The organism is Flavobacterium sp. (assembly GCF_049240005.1).
In the GTDB taxonomy this organism is placed as follows: Bacteria; Bacteroidota; Bacteroidia; order Flavobacteriales; family Flavobacteriaceae; genus Flavobacterium.
This window is the reverse complement of the sequence record NZ_JBMLTK010000028.1, coordinates 61,560-79,174: the sequence shown is the minus strand read 5'-3', so window position 1 is coordinate 79,174 and position 17,615 is coordinate 61,560. Positions and strand designations below refer to the sequence as shown.

The 17,615-nt window shown below is 42.0% G+C and carries 10 protein-coding genes; 2 read left to right on the top strand and 8 right to left on the bottom strand.

The window, feature by feature from the left end:
- From ACOVQQ_RS02995 to ACOVQQ_RS02975, 5 genes are all read right to left on the bottom strand, one after another.
- On the bottom strand, positions 1 to 3,822 hold a 3,822-nt coding region (locus ACOVQQ_RS02995), incomplete at its 3' end, for a reprolysin-like metallopeptidase (protein WP_421816873.1).
- Between the two features lie 266 nt (positions 3,823 to 4,088).
- Positions 4,089 to 5,465, bottom strand: coding sequence for a M28 family peptidase (locus tag ACOVQQ_RS02990; protein WP_421816872.1), 1,377 nt, complete (start codon positions 5,463 to 5,465; stop codon positions 4,089 to 4,091).
- A 2-nt stretch (positions 5,466 to 5,467) separates the two neighbouring features.
- A complete protein-coding gene (locus ACOVQQ_RS02985; RefSeq protein ID WP_421816871.1) occupies positions 5,468 to 6,904 on the bottom strand; it encodes an MFS transporter in 1,437 nt (478 codons plus the stop codon).
- Positions 6,905 to 6,946: 42 nt separating this feature from the next.
- Complete coding sequence (locus ACOVQQ_RS02980) at positions 6,947 to 9,034, bottom strand: glycoside hydrolase family 97 protein (RefSeq protein WP_421816870.1); 2,088 nt, start codon at positions 9,032 to 9,034, stop codon at positions 6,947 to 6,949.
- A gap of 1,013 nt (positions 9,035 to 10,047) precedes the next feature.
- Entirely contained in the window at positions 10,048 to 11,121 is a 1,074-nt protein-coding gene (locus ACOVQQ_RS02975) for a serine hydrolase domain-containing protein (RefSeq protein ID WP_421816869.1), read from the bottom strand.
- Positions 11,122 to 11,201: 80 nt separating this feature from the next.
- Between ACOVQQ_RS02975 and ACOVQQ_RS02970 the strand changes: the two genes are divergently transcribed.
- Complete coding sequence (locus tag ACOVQQ_RS02970) at positions 11,202 to 11,627, top strand: hypothetical protein (protein ID WP_421816868.1); 426 nt, start codon at positions 11,202 to 11,204, stop codon at positions 11,625 to 11,627.
- Between the two features lies 1 nt (position 11,628).
- On the top strand, positions 11,629 to 11,916 hold the full coding sequence (locus ACOVQQ_RS02965; protein ID WP_298143847.1) for a DUF721 domain-containing protein: 288 nt from the start codon (positions 11,629 to 11,631) through the stop codon (positions 11,914 to 11,916).
- Positions 11,917 to 12,121: 205 nt separating this feature from the next.
- Here the strand turns inward: ACOVQQ_RS02965 and ACOVQQ_RS02960 are convergent, their stop codons facing one another.
- From ACOVQQ_RS02960 to bshC, 3 genes are all read right to left on the bottom strand, one after another.
- Positions 12,122 to 12,541 (bottom strand): nucleoside-diphosphate kinase, encoded by a 420-nt coding sequence (locus ACOVQQ_RS02960; RefSeq protein ID WP_421816867.1) that lies wholly within the window; start codon positions 12,539 to 12,541, stop codon positions 12,122 to 12,124.
- Between the two features lie 106 nt (positions 12,542 to 12,647).
- A complete protein-coding gene (locus ACOVQQ_RS02955) occupies positions 12,648 to 15,848 on the bottom strand; it encodes a T9SS type A sorting domain-containing protein (RefSeq protein ID WP_421816866.1) in 3,201 nt (1,066 codons plus the stop codon).
- A gap of 121 nt (positions 15,849 to 15,969) precedes the next feature.
- Positions 15,970 to 17,574 (bottom strand): bacillithiol biosynthesis cysteine-adding enzyme BshC, encoded by a 1,605-nt coding sequence (gene bshC, locus ACOVQQ_RS02950; RefSeq protein ID WP_421816865.1) that lies wholly within the window; start codon positions 17,572 to 17,574, stop codon positions 15,970 to 15,972.
- Between the last annotated feature and the right edge of the window lie 41 nt (positions 17,575 to 17,615).

The window sequence follows — 17,615 nt, the reverse complement described above, 5'->3', positions numbered from 1 at the left end:
TATTTGCGACTGTGCCGTTAGTGCCAAAGCAGCGGCTGGTTGGGTAATGGTAAAATTCACGAAAGCGGTACAACCGTTTGAATCGGTTACGGTACAAGTATATGTTCCTGAAGCTAAACCTGTAATCGTACGCGTTCCGTCGCCGGTTGGGGTGCCGGGCGACCAGTCGTACGTGTAAGTTCCTGTTCCACCTGTTGCCACATTTACGGTTGCAGATCCGTTTGTACCGGCGTTACAAGCCACATTTATTTGCGACTGTGCCGTTAGTGCCAAAGCAGCGGCTGGTTGGGTAATGGTAAAAACGCGATCAATAGTACAACCATTTGCATCTGTTGCTGTTACTGTATAAGTGCCTGCTGCTAAGTTCGTTGCTGTTGCAGCTGTTCCGCCAGAAGGCGACCAAAGATAGGTGTAAGGAGCTGTTCCGCCCGTAACATTCACCGTGGCAGAACCTGTTGACAAACCAAAACAGCTTACGTTGTTTTGATTTCCTGTAGTAGCGAGGTTGCAAATGGTCAAGTTTGCAGTTTGAGCACCAACATACGTATTAGAATTTCCTACTACGGTAAATCGGAAGCTGTCCGAATTTGTGTCAGCTGCTGTATGCTGATAGGTAATTATTCCCGAGTTTAAATCTGCTTGAGAAAAGGTAGAACCAACAGTACAAGGCACTCCTGATCTTTGCAATTGGCCTTTGGAAGGTAATGTAACCACTCGGTAAATAATCTGAGCTGTCGTTGAGCTTGGTTGCGTAGCATTTAATCGAGCGTTTGTAACTGTCGTTGTTTGATTAAAATTGGCAGGAATTAAGTTATTTGTAAGCGAAATATTATTGTTGATTTGCAGTTTTCCGCATAAGCTAACCGAAAATTCGTTGAAGGTACCTCCGAAAGTGTTTCCACCGCGGTCAGTAGCAAGAAGTGTCCAAGTTCCTTGACCGTTTGAACCATCAAATTTACTGAGCAATTGACTTGCTTGCTGAATTCCTTCCAGACCTGCATTGGTTGCTGGAGTTACATTTCCACAAGTAAGCACCGTCCCCGCATCGGAGAAAGTAACATCAAAATCTGCTCCAGTAGTACAGTCTCTGTTGTAAATTTCAGCAAAAATACCCGTTGGACCCGACAATTGCATCTTGATATCAGCAAGAGATTCATGCTGCGCTCGCATGTAGAAAGTTACATCGGTTACTGAAATATCATCAGGCACATCCACTTTTGCAATCACGGCATTTGTGGTTCCTTCTTCCCAAATGGCATTTCCATCGAAGTATTCATCGGCATAGGTTCTACAAATATCGTTAGCCACTTGAAACGAGCGTACTTCGGAAAAACTACCTTGTAAACATGGATTCACAGGACGTACTCTCCAATAAAAAACTGCGCCACTTGTTAAACTAGTTGCAGTATAGGTATTACCAATTACGTTTGCTGATTGGAACAGCGTTGCAAAATCAGGAGATGTAGCTATTTGTACATCGTAACTTGCTGCTGTTGTTAAAGCACCCCAAGACAGTTCTAGATTATTAGTTCTATTTTCAGCGCCATCTGCAGGCGATGCAAGAGATATGGTTCCGATGTTATTGTCAAAAACTCGTAAGGATAATGGAATTGAAATATCTGAAGTAGTAGAAACACCTCTGACAGAAATGTTATAATTTCCTACTGCAACAGCGGATATTCCTGAAATAGTAACCGCAACCGTTCCTGTAGTGCTTCGGGTGGTTGGCGAAAATGATGCAGTAGCACCAGCAGGAAGTCCAACCGCCGAAAACGTAACAGTTTCACTAAAGCCCGGAGCAACAGTAAAGTTTACTGTGTAGCTTCCGTTTGATGGTTTACAAACCGAGCTAATGGAATTCGTTGTAGTAAATTCGAATTTGTTTGATTTAATCTCCAAATCAAAGTTCGAAATATCAAAAAAGACATTTGCTGCGGCCTCAACACGAATTCGAACGCGGTTTCCAATGTTGTTAGGAACCGTAATTGCCTGAGTGCCATCGTTAGGCGTATTTGCAAGTAATGTCACTGGGTAAGTTAAACCTCCGTCGGTCGACATACGAATATTGACATTCAGAGAATATGTAGCCGTATTCGTTAAGTTTACATCCCAAGTAATTGTTCGGGATTCTCCGACATACCAAATAACTCCAGAACTATTCGGCGATGTTACTCGAAAAGGACCGGCTGTTCCAACGGTTATGACCACGTTATCTTGATTTGTCTGGCCTCCTGCTATATTATAATCGCGAGCTGTAACTCTAAAATTCATGGTTCTGGCTACACTGGGTAAAACTTCCCAAGTAGGAGTCACATTATTTATTAGATCATTTAAGTTTGGGAAAACTCGTGTGGGCGAAGACGTCGGGGAAAATGATCTAAAATTAGGGCGATCCGTCGATGTGCTTTGAGGCGGCATCGTACCCGAAGTAGTTCCATTATTAAATTGCTCCCAACAATATAGCAAGGGGTCGTTATCAGCATCTGTAAAACTTGCAGTCAAACTAAATGGTGTTGATATCGGAATCGTATAATCCGGAACGGCTGTAACTATAGTTGGTTCACTATTTGTAATTACAGTTTCTGTATCACAAGAATGACCCGCAACTTGTGTTGTTATTTGCTGAATACTGATTGAATGAAAATATGGATCGCTATTACCTTGAATATTAGGCGGACAAATCCCCGCATAACCCATTATAGTTGAACCACTTCCTGGTTCGTATGCGGCCGCGGCAGATCTCTGACAGCTGTTGTTTTGTGTATGACCCGCCGAGAATTGGTGCCCTATTTCATGACAAACATAATCAATATCAAAAGGATCAAACTCAGGAGTTACAATCCCAGTTACACCATTACCTTTAGTAGTAGTACATGGTCCAACTGCTGCTATTCCGCCACCACCTGTACTGAAAACGTGTCCGACATCGTAAGCAGCCGATGTAATTATTCCATTTATGTTTGATGTATTTATACCCAACATCTGCGATCCGTCGTAATTGTCATACGGGTCGGGATCTGCAGGTGTGTCAATATTAACATTATTTCGATAAATCAATCGATCATTATTTGAAACTAATTGAAAAATAATAGCCAGTTCACGACGGAAAACCGAATTCACTCGAGTAACCGTTGTGTTAATTGCTGCTAAAGCTCCCGCAACAGTATTTCCGTGATAAGCAGTATACTCCGAAGTACACGCCACAGCCAAATCGTATCTTCTCAAGCGTGCATCCGTAGAGTTACGGTATTGCACATTGCCTTGTGGCTCTTCATCTGCGACTAATTCCCCTAGATCCTCTACGTGACAACGAAAATCATTATCCGCCTGAAGAGGATAATCTGATCGATCATATAGAACGTAAACACCTGAGAAACCTTTAATTGGATCTAGATAATAGGTACGCTCACCAGAAACAAGTAAATGGATTTGCTTTTTATAAATTGATATGAATACCGCCTTACCCCTGGTATCACGGCTTACCCCTTCAAACGAAGCAATTTCCGGATACTTCAGCGCCAAATCAGGATGCATAACTTCTGAACGCATTAGCTCAAACGTCTCTGTTTTCCCTGCTCCAACCGGAAGATCAACCGTAATTTTTTGCGTACTACGCGGAGTCATCAATCCACCGGATTGTAACATAAGTAAAAAAGCATCTTCATCAAGTTCTAGAAAACTTGCTTTTTTTATGCCTTTCGACTGTTCAATTGCCGTTTTAGCTGCGAAATTTGATGAAGCCTTCCATAAATTTTGTCTTTGTGCGAAAACACTTAAACATAAAAAGAGGGTAAAAAATGTACTGATCGTAATTTTGCTCATTTTCTGGGGAATTTGATAGCGTAAACCTACCAATCCCAAAGCGGATTTCCAAATTTTTTATCGATAAAGTGTACAATTTATTCGACAAAATGCGTTAAAATAACTTTTCGAAACTTTTTTATTATTTTAAAACACTATACTCACACGTCAAAAAATAATAGCATAATTACGAACCACTTAAGAGCAGAAACAATTTTTTTCCCTGAAGGTAAAACGCAAACTTATATACTGTGTCTTGACTTTAGAAGAATTAAGAAAAATTTGTCTTATTTAATACCATATTTGTCGATTAGATAAATCAACGACGTCATGGCAGCAGCGCCAAGTTCTAATTCGCGTTTGTGAACATGTTCAAATGTATCGTTCGCTGCATGGTGGTGATCAAAATACCGTTGAGAATCGGGCTGCAATCCGGCTTTTACGATTTTTTCTGATTTAAGCGGACCAATATCCACTCCGCTAAAACCTTTCACAAATCGGTGAATTAAATACGGCTCAAACAACGATTGCCAAGAGCGTATTTGCTCGAAATTCGCATCGTCGCAAACAAATGAAAAACCTCTCGGAGAAAAGCCTCCAAGATCACTCTCAAGGGCAAATATGTGATTTTCGCCACGTTGGTTGCTGTATTTTTCATAAGCTAAACCGCCGCGAACTCCGTTTTCCTCGTTCATAAACATAACCGCACGAATGGTTCTTTGCGGTTTGTACCCGATCTTCTTTAAAAGATGGAGTACTTCTATCGACTGCACACAACCGGCACCATCGTCGTGCGCACCTGTTCCTAAATCCCACGAATCAAGATGCCCGCCAACAACTATTATCTCCTCGGGATAAACCGTTCCGCGAATCTCACCAACTACATTAGCCGACAAAACATCGGGATATTGCTTGCAGCTTTGCTTGAAGAAAAATTCAAGATTCGGATTCAATTTCAATTCCAAACTCAATCGATCTGCGGCATTCGTACTGATTGCTGCTGCAGGAATACGCTGATTTTCGCGTAAATCGCCATAGCCTGTTTGACCTGTATGCGGAAAATCATCAGCATGCAACGTCATGGAACGCACTATAACACCTACAGCACCGTATTTTGCTGCTTCGCGAGCGCCTGATGAACGCTGATCGACACAAGCTCCGTACGCACGAAAGGTTTCCACAAACTCGGGATTCATGGGTCGGTTAAAAAACACGATTTTACCTTTCAAGGCAGCTCCGCGCTTTTCTAATTCTTCGATAGATTGTACTTCGACAACCTGAGCCGTTAATCCGTTTTTAGGAGTGGCAACCGACATTCCCAAAGCGCAAATCGGCACTTTTACTTTTTTGTTTCCCGCTTTGTAGTAGGCTTCCTCGGGGGCACCTCGCTCCCACTTCGGAACGAGAATTTCCTGTAGATACACTGAGTCGAGTTCTAACAAACGCAGTTGCTCGTAAGTGTATTGCACGGCTTTCTCAGCATTAGCAGAACCCGATAATCGACTCCCAATCTTATTGCACAAATGCTCCAACCACACGTACGACTTGCCTTTGGTGAGTGCTGTTTTGTGGATTTCAGCCAACATTTCAGCATCAGTTTGTGCTTTCGCAGAAAATGAAACTGCAATGAACAAAAAAAGTATTGCGATTGCTTTGCTTTTCATGCTTAGTGTCCGCCGCTCACTTTCTTACTGAAATCAATTCCTTGACTCTTTAAAATATGACTTACGCGCCATGCGTAAAATGCCAAGTAAGCAAAACAGATAACACCAACGATATAACTAAAGTGAATAGTCGTTAAATCGGCGACAAAGCCTTGCAACCAGCTTACTAAACCTCCACCCATAATCATCATGATGAGAAACGAACTTCCTTGACTCGTATTTTTTCCTAAACCGCTTATTGCTAAAGTAAAAATACATGGCCAAAGTGTACTGCAAAACAAACCAACGCTTGTAAACGCATAAACGCTAACCATTCCGCTAGTTGCCATACCTATTAAAAGGGCAGCAATTCCCAATCCGGAAAAGATTAGCAGCATGGTTGCTGGATTTCCCTTACTTGCCATATCAGCTGCAATCAGAACTAAAATAACAAGTCCGTAAATATAGAAAGGAGATAGGTCGTGTTTCATCAGCATATTCACCAGCAAGAAAACACCAAAAGCTAAGTAGGGAGCCACAAATCGAAGTATTTTTTGTGTGCTCATATTGTCCGTAAAAGCCTCAACTGCGCCGGTCCATCGACCAATCATCAAACTCGCCCAATACAATGAAATAAAAGGTGCGACATCTTTAGTTGCAAATCCTAAACCATTTTCCATATATGCAGGCAAATTACTTGCCGTTGAAACCTCAACACCTACGTACACAAAAATAGCGATCATTCCGAGCACCAACTGCGGATAATCAAGAGCCGATTTTCTTGCGGAAGCCACATCTGCTTCGCTTTCCACCACAGCGGCTGGCTTATCGGGTAGCGACGAAAATTTCAGAAAAATAGCGACTAATAAAAAAGCAGCACCCAATATCAGATAAGGCACCTTAACGCTTTCGATACTGAGCGTCGTCTCTGCATTAGAAGCTGCACCGAAGATGGCAAAACTTACTAATAAAGGTCCGATCGTAGTTCCTAAATTGTTAATTCCTCCGGCGAGTGTTAGTCGTTGCGAACCCGTTGTAATCGGACCTAAGGCAATTGCTAACGGATTTGCAACTGTTTGTTGAAGCGAAAATCCTAGAGCAACAATAAAAAGCCCAGACAACATCAACGGAAACGAACCTGTGTTGGCTGCCGGATAGAAAAGTATTGTTCCTAAAGCAGAAATAACCAAACCAAGTGCCAACGAATTTTTGTATCCAATACGATTGATTAAATCGCCTTTTGTAATATAGGAAATCAACATATAAATAATCGACCCAACTGTATAAGCAATGTAAAATGCAACGGACACCAACTGACTCTGACCCTGACTCAGGTTAAATGCCGTTTTAAATACTGGAATTAAAATGTCGTTACTCGCAGCAACAAATCCCCAAAAAAAGAATACGGTTACGAGCGGAATAAACTGCGCCCAATTGGTCTTTTGACTTTCTGCACTCATGAAGTTTTATTTAATGTTTGGTTGGTTAATGTGTGTTCTATTTTAGGGAATCGGAACGATAGAAACCGCTGCTCCTCCTCCTTCTGCCAAATGTAATTGTAATTTCGACTTCGAAGTCACTTGTATAGTTTTTATAGCATACGATTTTGGGTTCTTTTCCCAATGTGCAGCTTTACCGTCCTCATAAACAGTAGCTTTGTATTTCACGCCCGGTGTTAAAAAATCGAGCGAAATTTCGGTTTTTCTCGCGTTTTCATCGGTAATTGCACCCAAAAACCAACGCTCTGATGATTTATCTTTACGAACTACCGTTAAATAATCGCCCGGTTCTGCTTCCAAATACTTGGTATCTTGCCAATCGGCAGCTACATCTTTTATGAATTGGAACGCATCTAAATGACGTTCGTAGTTTTCAGGTAAATCGGCTGCCATTTGCAACGGACTGTAAAGCGTCACGTACAAGGCTAATTGTTTGGCTAAGGTTGTATGCACCTGCTCTTTTTTAGCCGGATCGTAGGCGCTCATTTTTATTTCAAAAATTCCAGGCGTATAATCCATAGGTCCGCCAAGCAAACGAGTGAAGGGTAAAATCGTTTCGTGCATCGGCGGATTTCCACTACTCCAGGCGTTAAACTCGTTTCCGCGCGCTGCCTCTGCGGCAATGTAATTCGGATACGTACGGTGGTAACCTGTTGGTCGTGTCGATTCGTGTGAATTCACCATAATTCTTTGCTCTGCTGCACGTTCGGCTACCCAATTAAAGTGGTTCAACATCGTTTGTCCGTCGTGAAATTCGCCACGCGGAATAATTCTTCCAACGTATCCGGTTTTTACAGCTCCGTATCCGTACTTTTTCATAAACGCAAAAGCCCGATCCAAACGCCGCTCGTAATTGGCAACCGAACCCGAGGTTTCGTGATGCATGATCATTTTCACGTTTTTACTTTTTGCGTATTCGGTAATTTCCTTGATGTCGAAATCCGGATAAGGCGTTACAAAATCAAATACGTCTTCTTTCCAGTTGCCAAACCAATCTTCCCAACCGGTATTCCAACCTTCCACTAAAACACCATCAAAACCATGCGTAGCCGCAAAATCAATATAGCGCTTCACATTCTGAGTAGTAGCTCCATGTTTCCCTGAGGCAATTAACTCCTTACCTGTATTTTGTGCGTTTTGCGATCCGGCGTAATCCCAAGTCGATTTTCCAACGTGCATTTCCCACCAAACACCTACGTATTTCATGGGCTTTATCCACGAGGTTTCTTTAATTTTCGACGGTTCGTTCAAATTCAAAATCATTTTCGAACCCACGATATCGCGCGCATCTTTACTGATCATTACCGTTCGCCACGGAGTGTTGTAGGGCGCTTGCAAATACGCCTTCTCCCCTAGCGGATTTGGCGCCAAAAGTGCTGAAAACAAATACGATTTTGGGTCAACCGCCAAATGCATCACCGGATAATTTACTACCGCAGCTTCGAAGATATTTACGTACAAACCGGTAGTCGATTTCAACATCAATGGCGACTGTACCCCGTAACGCGTAGCAATCGATTTCATGCCAATACCGTTGTTCAAATTCAAATTATCGACATCTATTTTCGAGATTGGCGTTTCGTTATACACATATTCTTGGCTGTCGAAATCGGCTGGAATCCAAAATGCTTTGTAATCTTCAGTGAGCTGAAAAGCCGTAAGTTCTTCAGAAACAACAAAATAATTCAGGTTGCTCTGCTTTGGAAACTCATATCTAAAAGCAATTCCTTCGTCGAAAGCGCGAAAATGAATGTTCATCTGGCGTTTATCTGAGTCGCGCAATAAATTAAAAACCACCTCATTATAGTTATTTTTTATGTTGCTAACTTCCCCGAGAACCGGTTGCCAAGTGGTGTTTTCCGAACTTCTAGATTCGCCAACAACGCGAAATCCGTTACTAAAATCGCCAATATCTTTCAGCTTGAATCCGAGTCGACTCACATCAACTACAACTTTGTTTTCGAATCTGACTTCATACGTCAACTGCTCTTTCGCGGAAAATGTCACGGTAATTTTACCGTTTGGCGACTTAAGTGTCTGTGCCTGCATAACCGAAGTTAAAATGAATACTAGTGGAAAAAATCTTTTCATAACCTTATTTAGATTGCGCTAAAAATAAGGCTTTTTTACTGAAAACGAGAGCTCGAACAAAAATCGCTTTTTCAGCGCAAATACCTAGATTTTCAAGATACAGCGAACTAGTATTTTTTATTTGGGCGCACCGGCAAAACTATTGGGTGGAAAATCCGTGCGGTTTTGCCGTCCCGCTTTCGCTCATAGTCCTCGCTTGGCCCTATTGCATACGGGCAAGCTGTGGGCTAATCCGCTCAATCGGTTGCGCGACGTTCGTGCACCGAAAATAGTGCCGAATTATCTGCTGTCGAAACGCTACGGGGAGCGCTTGAGTAGTGTGCCAAAATTGTTCATAACCTACCTAAACGTTTATAAACGTTTAAACACGATTAAAATTCGTTCTCTAAAAATCGATTTTGTAATTTTATGCCGGAGGCGGGCTGGAGGCCCCGGAGCGTTGCTTTACCTTTTTTGGCGATTTTGGCCGTGAAAGCCTTTTCTACACTCAAGCTTTTCAATTTATAAAATTTTACATCCTAATCACTTTTTTGGGTCAGGCTAACAATCCAAACGTTTTTGCCATCTTAAATGGCAAATTTGATTCTGGCTCCGTCGCTAAAATGCATGTCATTCCCCTGACTTTTCTCATCAGCTACGCCACAAATCTAGTACCTCGCGCCAGGTATATTGTTGATAACCAACCTAAACGTTTATAAACGTTTAAACACGCCAAAAATTCGCTCTCTAAAAATCGATTTTGTAATTTTATGCCGGAGGCGGGCTGGAGGCCCCGGAGCGTTGCCTTACGTTTTTTAAAAATTATCCTCCTGAATTACGCATTATCACTAGCTACAGAGAAAATACAAAATTTTATGTCTCTCATAATTCTCTTCAAAAATTAAAATAAATACCGTTCTCGCGATTTTAAAAAAAAATCAAAGCAAGGTCAACGTACAGTCGTATGTCAAACTAACAAAAACTGGTAAAATACTTGGACAATTAAGAAGCAGTACACTCTCTGAATCATATGCTTATTGAATAACCGCATTTATTTTTTGCCACAATGCATCGTCAAAATCGGATAAGGCAAAGTTAGTACCATCGGCCGAATCGCCCATACGTATAATCACGAGCTTTCGAGAAGGAACGATATAAATTTTTTGATCGTTTTTACCCAACGCACAATACATATCTGCCGGAGCACTTGGAATCAAACTTCCATTGAATTGGAACTGCACTTGTGGCAAGCGGTACGTGCTTTCTCCGTTAATCCACCACATATAACCGTACGCTCGATTCAAATTTTGCGAGGTTTGAGTAGCAGCTTCACAAAACGCTTCGGGTACTATTTGCTGATCAAACCACTTTCCTTTTCTACTCATCAACAAACCAAAACGTGCCATACTTTTTGTATTGCTTCTGTACACACTCAAGTCTTCACCCGAACTAAACCAAAATCCGTTCATGCCAATTTTATCGCGAAGGTTCTCGTTAAAATATGTAGCCCAGGTTTTGTTTGCAACCTCCGAAACAACGTCTTGCAATTTCACATAAACATTGTGATACGCCCAACGTGTGCCTGCATCGGCAACGTACTGTAAATTTTCTGGCGCTACACTATCTCCTAACGAATCATCGAGACCGCTGGTCATCGTTAGTAAATTCGAAACTTTAATCAATTGCTCTTTGTTTGCGGGTAACGACGTCCAGCCTGCGCCTAAATAGGTCGAAACTGCTGCGTTTACATTGAGTAAACCTTGCTCGGCAGCAATTCCAGTACAAGCCGTTGTAAGCGTTTTTCCTGCGCTGGCCCAATACCAAAGCGACTGTGCCGAATGTCCGTTAAAATACTGCTCACTAACAATTCTTCCGTTGTACAAAATCATGAAACTTTTGGTGTTTTTGAGTTCTAAAAAGGCGTACAAATCCGAAAATGCTGCTGTATTCCAGCCCAAAGATTCGGCCGTAACTGTCTCCCACGTAGCGTCGGTAGTTGGGTAATACAGCGTGTCGGGCTGCGGATTATTATCCGAATCGTTGTTGCCATCGGAGCTGCAAGCAAATAATGCCAAAACAAAGACAAGTGGTAGTATTGAAAGTTTCATAGGAAAAACATTTATAATCGTATGACTATTTCCTTTAGCAAAGGTTTAAAGTACGGCAATAATTAGATAATTTTACAGCTATGAAGCTTTTAATTAAATCGGCATTTTTATTTGTTTGCCTTGGAGTAGTGAGTTGTAAAGATAACATTCCGGAATCGGATTTGGCTTATTTAAACGGCTATTGGGAAATCGAAAAAGTAGAATTACCCGACGGCGACAAGAAAGAGTATAAAGTAAACGAGTCCATTGATTTCATACAGGTAAAATCGCGCAACGGCATTCGAAAAAAAGTGTATCCCCAAATCGATGGGCGCTATTTAGTTAACGACGTTCAGGAACGTTTTACAGTTACCGACAGCGCAGGAAATTGGTTATTGCGCTACGAAACCCGATACGGAAAATGGTCGGAAAAAATCATTGCTATCGACAGCTCTTCCTTAGAAATCGCAGGAGCGGCAGGAGCGATCTATTTTTACAAGCGTCCGCAACCTTTTAGTATCAAGTAAGATGAAATCCAACGAAAATTCGATTGCAGCCGTATTGCAAGAACTCATTGCACGAAATAAATGGCAACGCGGGCTCGACAAAACCGAAGTTCCGGCTGCATGGTTCGACGTGATGGGATCGGGCGTAAAAAGCTACACACTCGCGGTCGATTTTAATGAAGGTACGTTGTATGTGCAATTGTCGTCGTCGGTTTTACGTCAGGAGTTGCAATTCGGAAAGGATAAAATTGTAAAGATGCTTAACGAGCACTTACGTCGCGATGTTGTTAAAGAAGTGGTACTTCGTTAGGTAACGGTTTTCTTGCAGCAGGGATGGCAGTGAAAATCCTGCCACGAGCGGCAGTTGCCGAGTGGCACCCCGATAGCTATCGGGGGCAGCGAACAGCCCGGTGCCGACCACGGCGATTTTCGATGAAGCAGCAATTTTGTGAGGCAGCTGCCATAAAAAAAGTCGACCCTAAAGCCGACTTTCTTATTTCTAAACGTATTATGAATTAGAATATTTCACGACCTGCGAAGTGAAATGCTGCTTCGATGGCTGCATTTTCGTCGCTATCTGAACCGTGAACGGCATTCTCGCCGATTGATTTTGCATATGCTTTACGGATGGTACCTTCAGCAGCTTCAGCTGGATTGGTAGCGCCGATAAGTGTACGGAAATCTTCTACTGCATTTTCTTTTTCAAGAACTGCTGCTACGATTGGTCCGCGCGACATGAATTCTACTAATTCTCCGTAAAACGGACGTGCAGCGTGCACAGCGTAGAATTTTTTCGCATCGGTTTCCGACAAGTGCGTTAATTTCATTGCGACGATTTTAAAACCGCCGTCGGTGATCATTTTCAAGATGTTTCCGATATTACCTGCTTCAACTGCGTCAGGTTTAATCATCGTAAAAGTACGATTCGTTGCCATGTTTTTAAATTTTCGGCAAAAGTACAACATACATTTTACTTTTCGGCAATAAAAAAAGCCCCGTTGACGGTAAATCAACGGAGCTTTTAGAGTCTAATTCAAATTACTAGTTACGAACCAATTTGGCTGTATAGCTTCCGATTTCGGTCGAAATTTTGGCAAAATACATTCCAATCGGCAAGTTACTGGCATTTACTTTTGCTTGCACATCGTTTACTTGAGCTTCGTACACTAATTTCCCAGTGATATCGAAAACGCTTACTGATTTAATTTGTATAGAAGCTGCACCGATTGTCCAGCTATTATTTGATGGATTTGGATACGTTTTGATGTTTGCTTTATTGAATTCGCCGACAGATGCAGGAATTTCGAAGTTGAATGCACCTGTTATTCTGTTAAAGCTTACGTTATAGGTTCCTTCTTCAACTGCAAATTCGCTTCCCGCGAGATTCGCAGTTCCTTGTGGGAAAGTACCGTTACCCCATTTAGTTTCATCTGTTTGGTTTTGGCGGAAATAAAGCGAACCGTTAACAAGTACTACTGCTTCTCGCGTGTAGTTGATACCATCGGTGGATGTGAATAAAAGATCATCTCCAGACGTTTCAGAAACCGCACTTCCAACTAAACTAATTTCAACAAAATCAAAGCTGTATGCCTTCGTACTTAAGTTGTAGTTAACGTTAAACAAGTTTTCTGTAGTAGGAATATTTGGACCGTTTAATACGGCGATACCTGAAGGGAACGTATCAGAACTGAAATCTCCAGAACCAGGACCATTGTTTACCACAAAACGAACCGGACCACCAACAAACGTAATTGCTTTAGAAGAGAAGCTAACATTGTCTGTTGTAGTCATCATTATTGAACTTTCTTGTTCAAGTAAACCTGCACCCGCAATTTGAACACTTATTTGAGGAGTAACGTTTTCAAGTTCGAAAGTGTATGCGCCTGTAATTCGGTTAAACGTAATGGTATAAGAACCCGTTTCAGGAATATTGATTTCAGGTCCATCTTGTGTTCCGATACCACTTGGAAAATCGGCGCTTCCCCAGTTTACAGCCCAGTTAGCATTTTCTCTGAATTTAAGCTGACCTGCAGTAAGGTCTGCACCAGAAGCCTGGTAATTGATTCCGTCGGTTGTTGCTAAAAATCCATCAGGCCCGTCCCAACCAGCAACTGCTGGTCCGATGATACCGATTTCCACAAATTTGAAATCGTACGCGCCGGTTGATCTATTGAAATCTACGTTATAACGATTCGCTACAACAGGAATATCTGGTCCATCTTGTACCCCAGTTCCTGTTGGGAAATCAGCGCTTCCCCAGTTGTTGCCATTCCAGTTTCCACCTTCGCGGAATTTCACTGGACCACCAACGAAGTTACGTGCTTTCAACGAATAATCAACACCGTTTGAAGTTGTCATAGCTACTGGTGTAGTCCAGTTGATAAAGCCATCTCCCAATAATTCGATTAGTGGGAAACCGGCGCCAGCAAAGTCGTAAGCACCTGTAAGACGATTAAATGTTACTGAGTATGTTCCTGCTGGTACTGGAATATCGGCACCGTCTTGAACACCAACTCCGTTTGGAAAACCTGCAGCACCCCAGTTTACTGTCCATGCATCGTTTTGTCTAAACTTAACTGTTCCTTCAAGGAAAGTAGTTTCTGGGAGTGTGTATATGATTCCGTTTGTAGTGGTTAAATTTAAATCAGTGTCGGAAGTTAGGGTTCCGTCTAACGCCGATCCGATTAGTCCGATTGATGGGAACTCGCCCACTGCTGCAAATTGATACGCTCCTGTTGAACGTGTAAACGTAACATTATACGTTCCTGCAATCACAGGAATATCATCGCCCCCTTGGTTACCGATACCTTCTGGGAACAGTGTACTACCCCAGTTTGTATCCCAAGCATCGTTTAATCTGAACTTAGCTAATCCGTTTGTGAAGGTATAATTAGAAAGTGTGTATGTTTCACCATCGGTTGTAACTAAATTAACGTCTGGACCTGCAAATCCGTTTGCGTTTACTGCTGTTCCAAGAATACCAACTGTTGGATGTGTTGGTGTTCCGATAAACTCGTATTGTAAATTAGTCGAGTAGAATTTAACAGTATAAACACCTGCGGTTACAGGAATATTAACTCCCGGATTCTGTGCAAAACCATTAGGGAAGTTTGGTCCTCCGTACGAAGTTACCCAAGCATCGTCTAAACGGAACTTGGCTTCACCGTTTGTAAATGTGTAGTTTTCGAGTACGTAAGTGATTCCATCTGTGGTGGTCATATTCACATCATCACCATCAAAACCAGAAGCTGAAACTGCAGTTCCTATGATACCTACATTTAATGCAGGAATTGGTGTTTCGAAACTATATGCGCCGGTAATTCTATTGAAATTAACAGTGTAGTTACTTTCTGAAACAGGGATATTTGGACCATTTTGTGTTCCAACTCCTGTAGGGAATGCGTCTGCACCCCAATTTAAAGACCAAGAATCGTCTTGACGGAATTTCAATAAACCATCTACAAATGGATAATTATAGAGCGTATAATTAATCCCATCTGTGGTAGTTAAGTTAATGTCCGGTCCATCAAATCCGTTCGTAGCGCCTGTAGCAGTACCAATCATACCAATACTTGGTAAAGTAAAGGAGTATTCGCCGGTTTGTAGGTTGAAATACACTTTGTAAAGACCTGCTGGTACGTTAATGTTTGCACCGTTAATAGTTGCAGTACCGTTCGGGAAAGTAGTTCCGCCGTAGTTGGTATCCCAAGCATTGTCTAGTCTAAATTTAACTTGACCTGCGGAGAATTGCGTATACGTAAGGTAATAATTGATTCCGTCTGTAGTAGCAAGATCGGTATCAGCTACATCAAATCCTCCCAAAGCAGTTCCCAAGATTCCTACTGAAGGAAAATTCGCTGTCGGTACAAAGGTATAAGCACCTGTATCCGAATTAAACGTTACGTTGTAAACACCGCCAACAGTTTGAATATTCTGCCCGTTGTTTACGCCCGTGCCCGCCGGAAATTCAAGGGCACCCCAGTTAATTGTCCAAGCATTATTAGCTCGGAACTTAATACCACCTTCAACCCCCGTAGGCGAATTAGCTGTAGTAACAACTAAATTCTCGTACGTCCAATTCACACCATCCGTAGAAGCCATCTGGTGCACGTCGATCGGACCTGGATTACCTGGTTCGCCTGGCCAACCTCCGGCTGCTTCTCCCACAATTGCAACCGATGTAACCTGCCCAAAAGTTAGTGCAGCAAACAACATTGCAATAAAAACGTAGATTTTTTTCATATCTGTACTTTTAAAGTGATTTTGACGCTAAAATTACAAATATTTAACATTAAGAAATTGCACGGAAATCGCTATTGTAAAAGCGAAAACGTTTTCGTGCTGATAACTTTTTGAAATAGTTTTACGAGTCGGCAATGAAGACCGCTAATTCGGACTTAAAAGGTTCAAATTCTTGAAGTAAGGTATCGATAAATGCGGCGCCGAATTCCGCATAAAAAACCGAAAAATTCAAAATTCGTTCCTGAAACTGATTAAATGGAAAAACAAACTGCCGCAATGCTAAAGCTCGCACAATTTCATCGGCACTTTTTCGCTTCTGCGCAAGCAATAAACGCTTCTCTAATTTATCTAAACCGTTAAGCTGCTTTTTCTTTTGCGCCGCAACAGCACCAGCAAACGACTTATCGGTACGCGCAATTAAGCCTTCTAAATAGGCAAAGGTGCTTTCAACGACAGCTCGTTCGCGATCTAAACTCAATGGAAAATCTGCCGACTGTATTGCTACGCGATTACTTAAATCGGTAACCGACCGAAGTAAATCGCTTATGTCTAGCTGCAAACGTTCCATTTTTTGAAACTGTTTTCGCTGTAATATAACAGCGGCGTTTCTAAGTTTTAGGATGGGAAAAGTAACGCCCGCATCTTCGAACATGGATTTCAACTGCAACCAATACGCCAACTCCCCTGCTCCACCAATGTAAACCAAATTGGGAAGAATCACTTCTTCGTAAAGCGGACGTAAAATAACATTCGGACTAAAACGCTCCGGATAATCTTGCAATTCATTTTGCAATTCGCTTTCACTAAAAAAAATATCGGTGTCTACTACGCGAAAGTGCTGGTCTTCTTTAACGATGCGGTTTCGCAGACCAGACGTAAGATAAAACAAATTGATTTCTCGCGGATTTACTTGTACAGCATACGATTTCAACTTTTCGTTGGTTTGGCTTACAGCTTTGAAAGAAAATTGTTCGAATAACTCGCGTTTAACAAACGGAACAAAAATTTGTTTGAGCGCCCGATCGTCGCCATCGACAATGATCAGGCCGGTATCACCAAAAAGCGTATTTACCAGTATGCGTGTTGCAGCTGCTAAATTGGTGGCTTGCAAATATACTTTTTTGAACAAGGCTGCAATTTCTTGCGCATTCTTTCCGGTACTGAACTCCGATTCTAAAAGTTTAGCTATTTGTTCAAGACCAGCAGTATCTAATCGGCCAACGGCTCCTTGCGCTTGCTTTTGCCATTTGAGCTTGCCTTTTGTAGTAACTAAACTGGAAATTTCTTCAAAATCGTGATCTTCAGTCGCCATCCAATACACCGGAACAAATTGATAATCTGGATATTCAATCCGTAATGCTTTCGCAGAATTAATCGCGGAAACAATCTTGTAAATGAAGTACAACGGTCCGGTGAACAAACTTAGTTGATGTCCCGTTGTAACCGTAAATGTGTGCGATTCTCGCAGCGCAGTTAAATTTGTTCGAACCGCTTCTGTGAGCTCAAAGCCTTGATATTGCGTTTCTAATGCAGTAACCAAAGTTTGTCTGTGAAAATCTGAGTAATTCTCCGACTTTTCGCGAATTTGATCTGCGTATGATTCGAGGCGATCCGGACGATGATAAAAATCCTGAACCGCTGTAGCCTGCTGCAAATAATCGACCATCAGTTTGTTGAACAAACCAGTCTCTGTATACGGAATAACGCGCTTTTCGAATGTTGGCATATCAGGCAAAGTTACGCAAATTGAGTGGCTGGTTGTAGCAT